This window comes from Aeromonas bestiarum (assembly GCF_028751155.1).
Classification (GTDB): Bacteria; Pseudomonadota; Gammaproteobacteria; order Enterobacterales; family Aeromonadaceae; genus Aeromonas; species Aeromonas bestiarum.
Genome location: NZ_CP064746.1, coordinates 2,915,836 through 2,930,336 on the forward strand (window position 1 = coordinate 2,915,836; position 14,501 = coordinate 2,930,336).

Genomic DNA, 14,501 nt, shown 5'->3' on the forward strand with positions numbered 1-14,501 from the left:
GAATGATATGATGGATTCTAATATTATACTTTCAAGCATAATTAGTTCACATCAAAAAATTTTTGTGATTGGCATTAGAAAACTTGAACTATCAGATATTAATAACACTTACTGTTCATGGCTGAATGATCCAGAAGTAAATCGTTATCTTGAGTCTAGATTTACTAAGTGGGATATCGAAAAACTAACCAATTATTATATGAAAAACAATAGCGAAGGTCTTTTTTTGGCCATTATTGACCTTACAGAAAAGAAACACATTGGAAATGTGAAATTATCAATCATTGACAAAAAAAATAGCAGCACTGGGCTAGGAATAATGATTGGAGATAAAAATTATTGGGGAAGAGGTATTGCAACAGAGGTCATCAAGATAGTAACTGATTATTGTTTTTCACAGCTCAATATACACAAAATTACAGCAGGTGCATATGAGGATAATCGTGCATCCATCAATGCCTTTATTAAAAACGGATTCATTATTGAAGGCGAAACGCTAGGTCATTTTAAAACATCGACCGGATGGACATCCGCTGTCTTGCTTAGCAAGATCAATGCCCATATCAAAGAATAAAAATGCAGCCCCAAGATAGGGCTGCACCTCATTCTCAATCTAGTAATCCGTGCTGTTTATTATCTATGCTTGTTAATGCATTTTTGTATTTTTCTTTCATGGTAATAAAGTACTGTCTCATAATAAAAATCATAAGATTGATTGTCTTATATAGATCGTCAGACTCTTCATACCGATACAAAGTAGACAAAATAACGCTATATGAATAATATAACGAACCAATAACACACCGATATATATGGTTATATCCACTATTGCGAATGGCTGACATATACTCATATTGTCTCATCATACACTGCAGTATGTTCTCCCGAGAGGAAAAGTCGCTTTCCCATTCTGATACGATTTTATCGATCAACTCATCGAAAAATTCACTATTGATCCTGCCAACAAAATCCTCTGTTGAAATATTCATTGGCTGGTAAATATGATTTATGATATGTGATTTTAATTCGTTTTTATCAACAAGCAGGTTATCTACAATGATATCACTGACTCTTGTCGGTTTAGTACCTTTAATTTCCGCACCATTTGAGCAATTAAATATATCAACCTGCTTATATACCTTTATCAAACTTTCCATTACCAACTTGGAGTTGATCATCATATTTGTTGTTTCAACATCCCCACCAAAATTACCAGGTACAAGATGCTTGCTTTTTTGCGTAATCAAGAGAGATAGTTTCTCTTTTGATTTTCCATCATCATCAAAATAAAAACTTAGTTTAGAGTGATGGTGCTGATCGCTGACATAACCATTATCTATGCCAAAAAGATAAATATTTTCAAATCCGAGTCGACATGCTGTTGCTAACCCCGTATTTCCAACAAGAGGGTTAGCAGCTCTGAGCGTGTCGCGCAATCTAGCAATCTCAAAGTCACGCTTTAATATAAATGGACCTGGTTCAAATAACTTAAATGCTAATCCAACCTTATCAAACTGCGTCATGCAATTAGGGTGAATAACATCCACACTAAGAAATAATATATCTCGTAAATAATCATCATCATTTAATAAAGCGTGTGTGTCCGGGACAAGTTTGGTTCGCTCAACCTGAACATGAATATCGGGTTTTATTCCAGCTCTATGCAATGCTGAAAGTGCACTGCCACAACTGATCATTACCACACTCTTGTGTAAATATTTTAAAGTCTCAATCGCGTTATCAAGAGACGGTCCATTACCAATAACAAAAACAGGTATATTTTTCCACTTTTCATCAACATACCTATCTTTCACCAAAAATGGGATATTATTTTTAACGTTTTCGATACAATGTGACATTGCGATTATATTGTCATCAAAAAAACCCCAACCGCTAGCTAATATAAAAAACTCTTGCTTTACTCTCTTTATTAAATCAATTATTTTTTCACTTCTATAATGCCAAAATCCGATACTAGCGGCCGCTAAATATGAACCAAATTTCGCCATAGCAGGTGCTATATCGTTTATTATTTCGTCATTTGTTTGTCCAAGAAAGATGTGAATATTAAGATTGGCATTGTCAATATATTCAAATAAAGAAAACCAATCAAAAGTAAAAATTGAGGCATAAAACAAATCTAGATCTGGCTCAACGATAAAGAAAACCTTTGGCTGGCACTGTTCAAACAGATATGAAATCTGATATCCCAACCCGACACCAAACATAATAACGAGCGGGATGACATCACCAGCCTTTGAGATAGGTTCAAGCCTGTCAGCCAAAATGGTTTGCTGATCTAACATTTCATTCATGAAATTCACATGAATAAAGTCGAGTGGATTATCTTCACTAGAAAATTCTATTGTCTGAATTGCATCATTGGAATGTAAAACACTATCCACTTGTGCTTTACATTCCAAGAACGGGTCATGTCCATATAGCGATATGTTATCATCCAGCCACAATAGATTCGGTACACCATTCTCATTGCAATAAAGTCTAAATGCTCTATTAGATTTATAATCTTTAAACCGTTCATATATGCTAGGCATATATTTTTTAAATACTTCCATATTTTTATTAAAACGAATCGGTAGCACATTAATCATTGCGCTTTCTTGCTCACTCTGAATTTTCAGGCGAGCCACTTCTTTTTCGATTTTATCAATACTATTTTGGAAGTCCATTTTCACCCTACTTATTTTGCATGAGACTTGTACAACTGACTCGCTTTATCTGAAGCGATAATGGATAGTAGTTTTTTCTTTATTTCATTTTTTTCATACACAATCATATCTGTAAGATATTGCTCACTATCTAAAATGACATTGACAGCATCAATCAACTCCGACGAATATTTCTTGGCCTGATATATCTTATCCAATAAGATAAGGCGCTTATCCGCCAAATCATGCGCCAATGGCAAATTACGAGATTTAATCGCCGACTCTAAAAGCTTGTTTAACTTAAGAAGATGCTGAACATCATTCATAATGAAGCCTGCTGAGATAATGCTCTAGCACGCTCATCAACGGGAATGGAATCCCATGCACTTTTTATTGTTCCAAGCAGAATTGCAACTTCATCGATAGGCTCTGAACTCATATCTCGACTAGCATCAAATAATCTAGATTTCATATACTCATATAGTGAAAAAAGATTTTCAGGAATCTCTCCATATGAAAGATTCAGCGAGTCTTGCAAACCATTTATAATCGCTAAGCTTTTTGAAATAGCAATTGACTTACCCTCGTAATCCTTGCGTTCTATTGCACCCTTGGCCTGTGACAACCGCTCTATACCACCTTGCAACATCAGCTGAATAACTCGGTAAGGATCAGCAACGGCCATCTCTGCCTGCAGGTTTTGACTGGTGTATGCTTTTATACTCTTATGATACATATCAACCTCATTTATATTACAAGAGTCAAGAATAAATTGACACCTTAGCTAGTCTTGTTAGATGTTTGAATATTTTTAAGATAACTTGCCGACTGATTCATTTTAGCAAGTAAGCTATCCAGCCCACCATATCTGGCACGTAAACTAGCTTCATATTTTACAAGCTCAGCCGCTGCGTCACTTTCTTTTTGTGCCAGAGAGCGTAGCTCTACATTCAAAGAGTCTTCTCGCTGGGCAACCAGGCCACCACTTTTCGAATAACTATCAAGTGATGTAACCAACTTACCTGTGACTCCTTTCTCACCACCAAAGACCGAGACAACTTGTTCAAAATTTTTATCTAATGCCTCGCTAAATTTTTTATCATCAAGTGACAGAACACCTTTGTTATCCATTTTGATACCAAGCTGAAATATGGTCGAAAACTCTGTCGAAGAATCAGATGGCGTAATAAGAGTATTACTCATGAGGTTGACAACGCTACGGGTCATTGAATCCCCAGCTAATGCACCTCCATCATTTTGTGTTACACCAGCAACAACTGAATTACGCTTGCCAAGAGCATCAGCTTTGGCTACCAATTCGTTGTAACCGGTAATAAAGCCTTTAACCATATCCTTGATGCCATCTTTATCTGTCGTAACATCAACTTTATTCGACTTTACTACTCCTGCTGAATCCTTATCAGATAGCCTAAGGACCGTTAACTTCAAGCCCATGATAGTGCCATCAAACGTGTTACTATCACTCGTTAAAGTACTACCATCAACAGAGATTTCCGCACTTCCAGCAGTCTGGGTCTTAGCTAATGATGACGCAAATGTTGTTAGGCCCGCAGTACTACCAGTGATTTGCAAATCTTTACCATTGCCACTAACACCAGAATCAATAACCAGCTTCGCTTTACCATCAGAGGTATTAATTATATTGGCAGTCAGACCAAAGTTATTACCGTTCTCATTGACCCGCTTACGAATAGCTTGCAATGAATCACCCGCTTTAACATCAACGTTGAAAGTTTTTTCTCCAGCCTTGAACGTAAGCCTCCCATCTTCAGTCACTAATGGATCGGTGGCATTATTAAACGTTCCTTCAAACTTGCTGGTTGTTGCCAATTTATTGACCGTTACATTGTACTGCCCATTTGCAGCACCCGTTTTGCTCTCTACTTTAAGGATAGGGTTGTCTTTATCTTGGGTAACATTGATAGCTCTTTTGTTAAAAGCATCAGCTTTTGACATTTCTTTAAGGCTAGTCAGATAGGAACTGATTGCAGATTTGAATTGGCCAAGGCCTGATAGTTCGACCTGTGCATTGGTTCTTTTTGTTATGATGGGTTGCTGTATCTGCGCCTTACGGGCATTGAGGCTAGCAGCGATGACACTTTCCAAATCAATACCTGAACCGGCACCCGCAGATGTGATTGTTGCCATTTTGTCCTCTCCTAGCCACTGTACTTATGGTTTTAGACTTCACGATCAAGCAACAGTCCAACCCTGGGGGATGAGCCAGAGTGTTCCTCACTCAACTCTCTAATCCGCTTGCTTATCTCGATCAGTTCCTCACTCGGTATCTGGCGTATGACTGACTTGGAGTCAGAGTCAACCACCTTGATTACCACTTTGTTTAGCTCTCGCTCCAAACTAAAATTAACAGTCCATCCTTGAGATTGCCCAAAATCCTGCAATTTTTGTACCTGAATTTCAACTTCTTCATCACTCAATTTCACTGTTTGAGAAGTTGACTTGATGTCTTTTTGCACATCAACCTTTTCTTCTGACTGCCCTTTAAACGATTCTGCTGGTCTGTCAGAAAGTGGTAGAGCGGCCGAATGGCCGCTCTTATCTTTCAACAGTACAGAAGAGCCATTAGCAGATGACAGGCTTCCAAGTTCATTCGTCATCTTATCTCTCCTCTATCCATATCCCTTAACCGGTACTTAGCCCAGTAAAGAGAGCGCTGACTGTGGACGCTGATTAGCTTGCGCCAAAATACTGGAAGCTGCTTGTTGCAGGATATTCTGCTTGGTCAAATTCGCCGTTTCTGTTGCAAAATCAGCATCACGGATACGAGAGCGAGCAGCACTGACGTTTTCAGATACGTTGGCTTGGTTACGGATAGTGGAATCGAAGCGGTTTTGTACCGCCCCCAACTCGGCTCGCTTACTGTCAACTGCTTGAATCATAAAATCCAAGTTTGCCAATGCAATCTGCGCACTAGAACCCGTAGAACCTGAAATATCGTCTATATCACTCCATGTGACCTTTGATGTGGAACCAGATGAAACCGTCACAACCCACGCATCTCCAGCCATCGACGCAGCGGTAGTTGCTTTCGCAATCGTCGCTTTGCCCTTGCTCATATCTGCAATACCGGTCAATTTAAACGAGTTGGTCATTTTAAACGAGATTGTCTGGCCAGCATCAGCCCCAACCTGAAAAGTGCCCTGATAACTTCCATTGAGTATTTTTTGACCGCCAAAGGTAGTATCCCCAGCTATACGGTTAATCTCCGTTGTCAGCTGCTTATACTCCTGCTGCAAGGCAGTTCGGTCATCCTTGTTGTTGGAGCTGTTTGCTGATTGTTGTGCCAGCGTACGCATCCGTTGCAGCATATTAGTCACTTCATCCATGGCCCCTTCTGCGGTTTGTGCGACAGAGATACCATCGTTAGCATTACGGTTACCCTGATCCAAGCCGTTAATCTGAGAGGTTAAACGGTTGGAAATCTGCAAGCCGGCAGCATCATCTTTGGCACTGTTGATGCGCAAGCCGGATGCTAGGCGAGTGTAAGAGCTATCCAACGCTTTGTTGGTATTCATCAGGTTACGCTGCGCGTTCAGTGATGACGTATTGGTGTTGATGTACATGGCCATAATAAATTCTCCCGAAGAACATGCGACTGCAGGTTGCGTCGTCCAAACAACACGACGTCCCACCGTTTGAAGAACAGGTTGAACATGCCTGTCTCTTCAGGCGGGTGTCTGTTTGAACGAACAGGTCACCCGCAGTAGTGCAAACGTTGGATTCCGAACACCCCTCGATTGCTTCACTTTATTTAACGGCAGCGCAGAGACAAGCTTTAGGAAAATTGTTGCCTAAAGCGGCAAGTTTTCTCCGGTAGGCGGCAATAGGGCAAGGACGGAACGACGTAGCCGAGCAGCCAACATCCGACGATGCCTGATTTTACGGAGTGGAATGTATTGGCATGGTTCATGCTTTGAACTGACAGAGTGACGTCAATTTGGCGGCACAATAAAAAGAGGCCGGAGAACCGGCCTAAAGATGAGCTTATGCTCAGGAGAATATGACCAAGGGTGACAGAACTGAACATCTGGACAACACTTGGCATTACTAATAGAGAATTGATTCTCTCCCGATAGAACAGAGTGCAAACCCGAACACCCCTTTGTTCCATCTCTTGACCAGGGCGGCCTGAACAACCGCCCTGTTTTCTTTTGTTAGCCCTGCAGCAGTGAAAGTGCAGACTGCGGACGCTGGTTTGCCTGGGACAGTATGGTCGATGCCGCCTGTTGCAGGATGTTCTGCTTGGTCAGGTTAGCTGTTTCAGTGGCAAAGTCAGCGTCACGGATACGTGAGCGGGCGGCACTGACGTTTTCAGATATGTTAGCCTGGTTACGAATGGTTGAATCGAAACGGTTTTGTACCGCACCCAGCTCAGCTCGCTTGCTGTCTACGGCACCAATCATAAAGTCCAAGTTCGCTAAAGCCAATTGGGAATTGGAACCTGTTGATCCAGAGATATCATCGATATCACTCCACGTGACTTTGGATGTTGACCCGGTTGAAACCGTCACAACCCAAGCATCACCGGCTAACGACGCGGCTGTACCCGCTTTCACTACTGTCGCTTTACCTTTGCTCATATCAGCAATTCCAGTCAACTTGAACGAATTGGTCATTTTGAATGAAATTGTCTGTCCAGCCTCAGCGCCAACCTGAAAAGTACCTTGATAGCCGCCAGCTAATACTTTTTGCCCCCCAAAGGTGGTATCACCTGCGATACGGTTTATTTCAGTCGAGAGCTGTTTGTATTCTTGTTGCAAGGCTGTTCTATCATCTTTACTGTTTGAATCATTGGCTGATTGTTGTGCCAAAGTACGCATCCGTTGCAGCATGGAGGTCACTTCGTCCATGGCACCTTCAGCGGTCTGGGCAACGGAAATACCATCGTTGGCGTTGCGGTTACCTTGATCCAGACCATTGATCTGGGAGGTCAAACGGTTGGATATTTGCAGACCGGCGGCATCATCTTTTGCGCTGTTGATGCGCAGACCAGATGCCAGGCGGGTGTAGGAATTATCCAGAGATTTGTTGGTGTTCATCAGGTTACGCTGAGCGTTGAGCGATGAAACGTTCGTATTGATATAAAGACCCATGATCATTCTCCTAAGCTATTAAATTTACTATCTAATTTGCTCGAACTTTATTGTCTTTCATGTCCGATGCGTCTTATTTAACGGCCTCTTCTTCGATGTCTTTAGCATTATTTTTAACGCTTCATCGCATTAACGCCGCTTACCCTATTTATCGGCACATTCTCGCAGGACTTAAGGGAAAAAATTCAAAAAGTGCCCCTTATCAGCGGGATGCAGGCACAGGCGGAGGATCATGAGACAAGCACAGCCCCCTTGCCAGCTGCGGCTCCCGCCTCAAGCCAGCAGCCACGTCCCCTCTGCCTCCCCCCCATCCCGCCTGCAAAAACTTGGTCTGGCTCCCACTTTTGCAGGCAGCCATTGGTCAGATGCTGGCCCAGCCCCTAAAATCGCGGCCCCATCAACAATTGGACGTGAGTTGTTCTCCATGCAGACACTGGTTGAGCAGATTGTTTACATCAGCGACATGTTTGGTACTGCGGTATTCGCGTTTTCGGGCGTGCTGGTTGCGGGGCGGCTCAGGATGGATGGCTTTGGTGTCATGGTGCTGGCAGCCGTCACCGCCATTGGTGGCGGTACCATACGTGACATGATCCTGGGGGCCACCCCCGTGTTCTGGGTGCGCGACCCTCTCTATATCTGGGTCGTTATCGCCACGGCGCTGATCGGCATGTGGATGGTCAAGCTGCCCCGTCGCATGCCCTGGTATGTGCTGCCGGTGGCGGATGCCTTCGGGCTGGCCCTCTTCACCGTGATCGGTACCCAGAAGGCCCTCAACTTTGGTTCCCCCGGCCTGATTGCCGTGATCATGGGAACCATGACAGGGGTGGCTGGCGGCATGATCCGCGATGTGCTGGCCCGGGAGGTGCCCATGGTGCTGCAAAAGGAGATCTATGCCACCGCCTGCATCCTGGGCGGCATCCTCTATACCCTGGCACTTGAGGTCAATATGGACAGGGTCACCGCCATGCTCATCTGCATGACGGCCGTGTTCGGTTTGCGGGTTGCCGCCATCTACTGGCACCTGTCACTGCCCACCTTCTCGCTGCAACGCCATTGATATCCAGGCCGGGGGCGCCATGTCGCACTCCCGGCCTCGTTACGTTGAACCAAGCAGGCTTTTCTGTTGTCATAGGATCCAGTCGTTGTAAGCCGGAATCCCTCATGCAAAAACTTGGGCTCATCACTTCCCTGTTACTGATGAATGTGGCAACGGCGCAAGCCGATGCACAGGTACTGTTCGGACGACTGGCTTCTACCCCGGTACAGCAGTTCAACCAGCAGATCCGCCAGGCAAGCACTGCCCAGCAAACCTGGGTCAATGATTATCGTGAAGTGGCGCTGCGTTTTGTCGGCCACAGCGACATACCCAGTCGTATCCAGGCACAACAGCTGGACAACGATCTGGTGCTCTCGGTGGCCCTCGATGGCAACAAGAGCGACATGATCTACATCCTGACCCTGTTTCGCAGCAACAACCTGTGGCAGATGCGGCAAGCCGAAATGGGCTGGCGCTGTCAGGGGCAATCGACCTTTACACCCGTCCCCTGCCCCTGAGCCGCGCGCGACGTCAGGATGCAATCAGCGTGAAATAAAAAAATCCGGCACATTGGCCGGATTTTTTATGGAAAGCGCATGCCGTTACGGGCGGTACACCTTCACATTGTCAAAGCCCTTCTCTTTCAGATAGAGCGCCTGCAGCTTGCTCATCACGCCGCGATCGCAGTAGAGCAGGTAGGTCTTCTCTTTTGGCAGATCGCCAAAGGTGGTGGCCAGCTTGAAGAAGGGAAGGTGCTGTACCTCGCGTCCTTCCACCACCAGCGGCTTCTCGTCGCGCTCATCACTGGCGCGGATATCCAGGATCACCTCATCGGCAGCTAGCACTTGCGTGGTCTCCACCTCCTGTACCTCAGCGGCAGTCTCTTCACCGATGCGGCGGATGTCGAGGTAACGGGCCTCGGAGACCACCTTGTCCAGGATGGCGAAGTCAAAGTTGGCCTCTTCCGCCTCTATGTTGGACAGCACAGCCTTGATGGTCGGCTTCTTGGAGATGACGCCGCAATACTCCGGCATGGTCTCGGCAAACTCCAGGGTGCCGATGCGGCGGGCTTCGCTGATGATGTCCGGCTTGTCCCAGGTGATGAGCGGACGCAGGATCACCTTGTCGGTCACCCGATCGATGACGTTGAGGTTGGTGAGGGTCTGGCTGGAGACTTGGCCGACGCACTCCCCCGTCACCAGCGCCGGGATCTGGAAGTAGTCGGCGACCTGACCGGCGGCACGCATCATCATCCGCTTGAGCACCACGCCCATCTGGCCGTTGTCGATCTTCTCGAGGATTTCGGCCACCACGGGTTCAAAGTCGATGGCGGTGAAACGCACCTTGTGGGAGGCCCCAAACTTGTTCCACAGGTAGTAGGCCACCTGCTTGACACCGATCTCGTGGGCTGCGCCGCCGAGATTGAAGAAGCAGTAGTGCACCCGGCAACCACGCTTGATGAACTGGTAAGAGGCCACGCCCGAGTCAAAGCCGCCGGAGAGCAGGCTCAGCACATCTTCCTGGGTCGCCATGGGGAAGCCGCCCATGCCGTGGTGAACGGCGCTGATGATGTAGAGCTCGTCATTTTCCACTTCCAGGTTGACCTGGATATCGGGCTTTTTCAGGCGCACACCGGCGGTTTCGCAATGCTGATTGAGGCCACCGCCCACATAGCGTTCCAGCTCCAGCGAGCTGAAGTCGTGCTTGCCGACGCGGCGGGCACGCACGCAGAAGGTCTTGCCTTTCAGGCGATCGCCCCAGACGGCGCGGGTCTGCTCGAAGATGTCGTGCAGGTCGGTGAAGTTGCTCAGCTTCACTTCGAGGAAATACTGGATGCCCGGGATGCAGGCCAGCGTCTCCAGATACTGGGCGTGGAACTGATCGTTGCGGGAGCTCACTACCAGCTTGTCCCAATCCATCCGTACGCGGGCGTCTTCGTCGAAGCGGCGCAACACGTTGCGAATGTTGCCCTGCAACATCTTGGTGAAGCGCTGGCGAACTGACTTGCTCTTGATGGTGATTTCCGGGAACAGCTTGATAATGAACTTCATGGTTTTGACTCGGGTGGCCTTGATTTAAGGGCGCGAATTATATCAGAACTTTCTGGCCGGCGCCTACTGGATGCGCGTTTGCTCACATTCCCCCACGCAACGTTTGCGACGCGGCGGCAATCTTGCGTATATTCCCAAGCCTGCGCCCTGGCAACCCCCTGACAACAGACTGATCCGATGAAGACCTATATCTACTACCCCGGCATGGAGGTACGCGACGAGCTCTGGCTCAAGTTTGCCCTGCTCTATCTGGAGCGACTCGCCTTCGTCTTTACCGTCAGTGAAAAGAGCGGCCTCACCGCCCTGCTCCATACCCTGGAAGAGCAGACCGATCTGCTGGCAGAGCGGCCTGAGCCTGGCTTCTTTGCAGACATCACCCCGCAGCTGGAGAGCCAGCTCGGCGGTCTCATAGCCCCTGACTTCACTCGCCACAAGGTGTTCGGCAACAAGGAGCTGATCACTCGCTGGCGCCAAGGCGCCAACCACGACTGCTTCTGCCCGACCCAGGCCGGTCTCGAGCAGCTGCACGGCTTTTGCCTGACTCACGGCTTTGCTACGCAAGATGAGGGGGGGATCAGGATGGCGCGGCGCTTCGCGAATATGCTCTCCATGCGCCTCGCCCGTGAGTGGGCACTCGCCAATGAGGGTGCGCTCATCACGGATCACGACTATCTGGACCGGCTGCTGCACCTGCTCGAATCCCGCTACCACAATCGGGGCGGGCAGGACTGCTTCCACCTCGAAATACCATTGCAAGTGCCCACTCACCTGAGCGAGATCCCGTTTGCCGAGCTGATTGCCCTGCGCGCCCGCAGCGGCTTTCGCCAGCAGCTGGCCGAGTTTCATCAGTCCCTCGATGCCCTGCTGGCCATGCTCGGCAGCGGCTATGCCGAGCCAACGGCCCTGACCCGTTTCGAGCTGGCGCAGCAAGGGCTCAATCAGCTGCTGGGGCCAGAGACTCACAGCCTGCCGCTCACCACGCTGGTCAGCACAGGCCTGCCCGCCATGGCGATGATCCATCAGCTCAAGGCGAGCCACCCAAAGAGCAGCCTCATCTTCCATCCCATCAAGAAGAGTCATTTCCACCAGCGCAAGAGCCAGCACTTCTTCACCCGGCTGGGGCAAGTCAAACCCTGAGCCCGCCAGCCGCCAACAGGGTCCAACGGGATCGGCTCACAGCCTGATCCCGTCTTGGTGAGATGAGGTGCCGTCAATATTCTGGCGCTTGGTCAGCGCGGATCAGGAGTCTCCTCAGGAGGGGTTTTCCAGCCGAAATTCGACTCTGTCGCTGTTGCCCGCCTCATCCACCACCACCAGCTGGTAGCGCCCCGCCTCGCTCAATACCTGATCCCCGTCCCAACGCAGCCGCTGGCCGTTGAGAAACCAGAACGGCTTGCCCACGCCACCCAGCACCCTGGGTTGCAGGCGATAGCGCTGGCTGCGGATAAGGTTGCCCTCCCCCAGCGCGACAATGCGAATGGGCGCCTGCAGCTCGGCACTCTGCCCCTCCCCCGCACAATGGCTTGCCAGCAGCGCCGTGCGCCGTTCCCCCGGCGCCCGCCAGGGTTCCAGCGAGAGCGGCCAGAGCGCTCGCCAGCTTGAATGGGTCGCATCACTGCAGCGCGCCAGGGTGGGAGTTCCCTGCTCGGTCAGCGCAACCTGGCGCAGCGGTGAGGGCCAATCCATGGGATCGGGCAAGGTGGGGGGATCACGCTCATCCAGCAGCCAGGCGCTCTGTTGCTGCAGGCAGGCCTCTGGCAGGGTGGCACTCACCCGCCGCCCGAGCGGCCAGCAGATGTCGGCCTCGCTCACCGTATTGGGCTGCGCCGGCAAGGGGCTGTTGTCCCCCAGCCGCGAATAAACGGAGAGCAGCAACGGCACGGCCGCACTCTGGCCGTAAAAACCGGGCAAGGGGGTGCCGTCCGGGCGCCCCAGCCAGACACCAATGGTCCAGCGACCGGAGACCCCCAGCGCCCAGCTGTCGCGATAGCCGTAGCTGGTGCCCGTCTTCCAGGCCAGCCGGTTGACCCGGCCGGTCGCCTCGCTGGCAAAGGGCTGATCCGCCCGCCCCTGCGCACTCAAGATCTGCCAGATGACCCAGGCGGATCCAGGGCTCAGCAAGGGGCGCGAGACCGCCTGTTGTCCCGCCAGCCAGACCGGCATCGCCACCTGTCCCTGCCGGGTGAGCGCACTGTAGAGGGCCACCAGCTGCTCCAGCCGAATGCCCGCCGCCCCGAGCGCAATGGCGGGGTTGGGCTTGTCGGAGAGCGCCAGCCTGACCCCGGCGTTGTCCAGTCGATTGACCAGGGTAGCGGGCCCCAGCGCCTCCAGTACCTGCACGGCCGGCACGTTGAGAGATTGCTGCAGTGCCTGGGTCAGGGTCACGGGTCCCTGAAAGGCCCCGGTAAAGTTGGCGGGTCTATAGTCAGACCCCAATCTGGGGGCATCGGAGAGCAGGGAGGCGGAGTGAACCAGCCCGGCATCAAGCGCCAGACCGTAGATAAACGGCTTGAGGGTGGAGCCGGGGGAGCGGATCGCCTGCACCATGTCGAGGTAGCCGTGGCGCCTCAAGTTGCCGTACTCGGCGCTGCCCACGTAGGCGCGCACCGCCATGGTCTGGTTGTCCACCAGCAACAGGGCGGCGGAGGTCTGCTCCGGGAAACGGCGGATATAGCTCTCCACCCGCGCCTCAAGCCAGCGCTGCAGATCCCCGTCTATGGTGGTGTGCACCAGGGCCCCCGGCTGGCTGTCGGCGGCGAGGCGGGCAAACAGCGGCGCCTCCATGGGGGTGAAGTGGCCGCGCGCCAGCACGGGTTCGATGCGCCCCTCCGTCCAGACTGCCGCTGGCCAGGCCCCCTGCCTGACCAGTCGCTGCATCACCTTGTCACGGGCGGCGCGGGCGCGATCCGGGTGCCTGTCCGGCCGGTAACGGCTGGGTGCCTGCGGCAGCACCGCCAGCAGGGCGGCCTCGGCATGGGTGAGTTTGGCCGCACTCTTGCCCAGATAGGCAAAGCTGGCCGCCTGCACCCCTTCGAGGTTGCCGCCAAACGGCGCCCGATTGAGGTAAACGGTAAGCAGGGTGCGCTTGTCGTAGTGCCACTCCAGTTGCAGCGCCCGCGCCATCTGGCGCAGCTTGCCGGGCACGCTCCTGTGATAGGGTTCGATGAGGCGGGCCACCTGCATGGTGAGAGTCGAGCCCCCCGAAACAGCCCGCCCATAGCGCAGCCACTGACCGATGCCGCGCACCATGGCCACAGGGTTGACCCCGGGATGGCGCCAGAAATAGCGATCCTCGTAGCCCAGCAGCGCCTCTATATAGCGGGGGGAGACCTGCTCCAGGGTCACGGGATAGCGCCACACCCCGCTGGTATCGGCGAAGGCCCGCAGCGGCCGCCCCTTGATGTCGAGCACCACCCGCGCAAAGGCGGGATCCAGTGGTGGCGGCGGAAAGGCGCGATCCAGCACCAGCAACAACAGGATCACGCCAGCCAATAACAGCCCCGTCAGGCGCAGCCAGCGGGGCAGATGCTGCAGCACAAGCCAAGTCTGGCGCAACCACAGACGGCCACGTTGCCAGAAGGTGGCCGGGAGAATCGTCTCCAGCAAGGGG

General features: G+C 50.8%; 13 protein-coding genes. 4 read left to right on the forward strand and 9 right to left on the reverse strand.

Annotated elements, in window-relative coordinates:
- Positions 1-10: 10 nt before the first annotated feature.
- On the forward strand, positions 11-574 hold the full coding sequence (locus IU367_RS13490) for a GNAT family N-acetyltransferase (protein ID WP_274452152.1): 564 nt from the start codon (positions 11-13) through the stop codon (positions 572-574).
- Positions 575-608: 34 nt separating this feature from the next.
- Here the strand turns inward: IU367_RS13490 and IU367_RS13495 are convergent, their stop codons facing one another.
- The 7 genes from IU367_RS13495 to IU367_RS13525 form a co-directional block, all read right to left on the reverse strand.
- Positions 609-2,690: a motility associated factor glycosyltransferase family protein gene (locus IU367_RS13495; protein WP_274452153.1), complete on the reverse strand. Its 2,082-nt coding sequence runs from the start codon at positions 2,688-2,690 to the stop codon at positions 609-611.
- Between the two features lie 11 nt (positions 2,691-2,701).
- Positions 2,702-2,995: a hypothetical protein gene (locus IU367_RS13500; RefSeq protein ID WP_274452154.1), complete on the reverse strand. Its 294-nt coding sequence runs from the start codon at positions 2,993-2,995 to the stop codon at positions 2,702-2,704.
- A complete protein-coding gene (gene fliS / locus IU367_RS13505) occupies positions 2,992-3,405 on the reverse strand; it encodes a flagellar export chaperone FliS (RefSeq protein WP_274452155.1) in 414 nt (137 codons plus the stop codon). The genes IU367_RS13500 and fliS overlap by 4 nt, the downstream gene beginning before the upstream one ends.
- 44 nt (positions 3,406-3,449) lie before the next feature.
- Positions 3,450-4,838, reverse strand: coding sequence for a flagellar filament capping protein FliD (fliD, locus tag IU367_RS13510; RefSeq protein ID WP_274452156.1), 1,389 nt, complete (start codon positions 4,836-4,838; stop codon positions 3,450-3,452).
- A 32-nt stretch (positions 4,839-4,870) separates the two neighbouring features.
- On the reverse strand, positions 4,871-5,308 hold the full coding sequence (locus IU367_RS13515; protein WP_274452157.1) for a flagellar protein FlaG: 438 nt from the start codon (positions 5,306-5,308) through the stop codon (positions 4,871-4,873).
- A gap of 36 nt (positions 5,309-5,344) precedes the next feature.
- Positions 5,345-6,280 (reverse strand): flagellin B, encoded by a 936-nt coding sequence (gene flaB, locus IU367_RS13520; protein ID WP_274452158.1) that lies wholly within the window; start codon positions 6,278-6,280, stop codon positions 5,345-5,347.
- Positions 6,281-6,865: 585 nt separating this feature from the next.
- Positions 6,866-7,804, reverse strand: a complete 939-nt coding sequence (locus IU367_RS13525) for a flagellin N-terminal helical domain-containing protein (protein WP_274452159.1) — start codon at positions 7,802-7,804, stop codon at positions 6,866-6,868.
- Between the two features lie 424 nt (positions 7,805-8,228).
- Between IU367_RS13525 and IU367_RS13530 the strand changes: the two genes are divergently transcribed.
- Positions 8,229-8,861, forward strand: coding sequence for a trimeric intracellular cation channel family protein (locus tag IU367_RS13530; RefSeq protein ID WP_042865810.1), 633 nt, complete (start codon positions 8,229-8,231; stop codon positions 8,859-8,861).
- A 104-nt stretch (positions 8,862-8,965) separates the two neighbouring features.
- On the forward strand, positions 8,966-9,358 hold the full coding sequence (locus IU367_RS13535) for a hypothetical protein (RefSeq protein ID WP_042865809.1): 393 nt from the start codon (positions 8,966-8,968) through the stop codon (positions 9,356-9,358).
- Positions 9,359-9,442: 84 nt separating this feature from the next.
- On the opposite strand, the gene thiI is transcribed toward IU367_RS13535, so the two are convergent.
- Entirely contained in the window at positions 9,443-10,891 is a 1,449-nt protein-coding gene (thiI, locus tag IU367_RS13540; protein WP_274452160.1) for a tRNA uracil 4-sulfurtransferase ThiI, read from the reverse strand.
- 177 nt (positions 10,892-11,068) lie between these two features.
- Here thiI and IU367_RS13545 point away from each other — a divergent pair, with 177 nt between their 5' ends.
- Positions 11,069-12,028 (forward strand): hypothetical protein, encoded by a 960-nt coding sequence (locus tag IU367_RS13545; RefSeq protein ID WP_274452161.1) that lies wholly within the window; start codon positions 11,069-11,071, stop codon positions 12,026-12,028.
- A 114-nt stretch (positions 12,029-12,142) separates the two neighbouring features.
- On the opposite strand, the gene pbpC is transcribed toward IU367_RS13545, so the two are convergent.
- Positions 12,143-14,485, reverse strand: a complete 2,343-nt coding sequence (pbpC, locus tag IU367_RS13550; RefSeq protein ID WP_420796504.1) for a penicillin-binding protein 1C — start codon at positions 14,483-14,485, stop codon at positions 12,143-12,145.
- Between the last annotated feature and the right edge of the window lie 16 nt (positions 14,486-14,501).

Excerpts from the sequence above, each read along its gene's own strand:
- IU367_RS13500 (WP_274452154.1), bottom strand. The coding sequence starts at position 2,995 with ATGAATGATGTTCAGCATCTTCTTAAGTTAAACAAGCTTTTAGAGTCG.
- IU367_RS13530 (WP_042865810.1), top strand. The coding sequence starts at position 8,229 with ATGCAGACACTGGTTGAGCAGATTGTTTACATCAGCGACATGTTTGGT.
- IU367_RS13515 (WP_274452157.1), bottom strand. The coding sequence starts at position 5,308 with ATGACGAATGAACTTGGAAGCCTGTCATCTGCTAATGGCTCTTCTGTA.
- IU367_RS13525 (WP_274452159.1), bottom strand. The coding sequence starts at position 7,804 with ATGGGTCTTTATATCAATACGAACGTTTCATCGCTCAACGCTCAGCGT.
- IU367_RS13490 (WP_274452152.1), top strand. The coding sequence starts at position 11 with ATGGATTCTAATATTATACTTTCAAGCATAATTAGTTCACATCAAAAA.
- thiI (WP_274452160.1), bottom strand. The coding sequence starts at position 10,891 with ATGAAGTTCATTATCAAGCTGTTCCCGGAAATCACCATCAAGAGCAAG.
- flaB (WP_274452158.1), bottom strand. The coding sequence starts at position 6,280 with ATGGCCATGTACATCAACACCAATACGTCATCACTGAACGCGCAGCGT.
- fliS (WP_274452155.1), bottom strand. The coding sequence starts at position 3,405 with ATGTATCATAAGAGTATAAAAGCATACACCAGTCAAAACCTGCAGGCA.
- IU367_RS13535 (WP_042865809.1), top strand. The coding sequence starts at position 8,966 with ATGCAAAAACTTGGGCTCATCACTTCCCTGTTACTGATGAATGTGGCA.
- fliD (WP_274452156.1), bottom strand. The coding sequence starts at position 4,838 with ATGGCAACAATCACATCTGCGGGTGCCGGTTCAGGTATTGATTTGGAA.
- IU367_RS13545 (WP_274452161.1), top strand. The coding sequence starts at position 11,069 with ATGAAGACCTATATCTACTACCCCGGCATGGAGGTACGCGACGAGCTC.
- IU367_RS13495 (WP_274452153.1), bottom strand. The coding sequence starts at position 2,690 with ATGGACTTCCAAAATAGTATTGATAAAATCGAAAAAGAAGTGGCTCGC.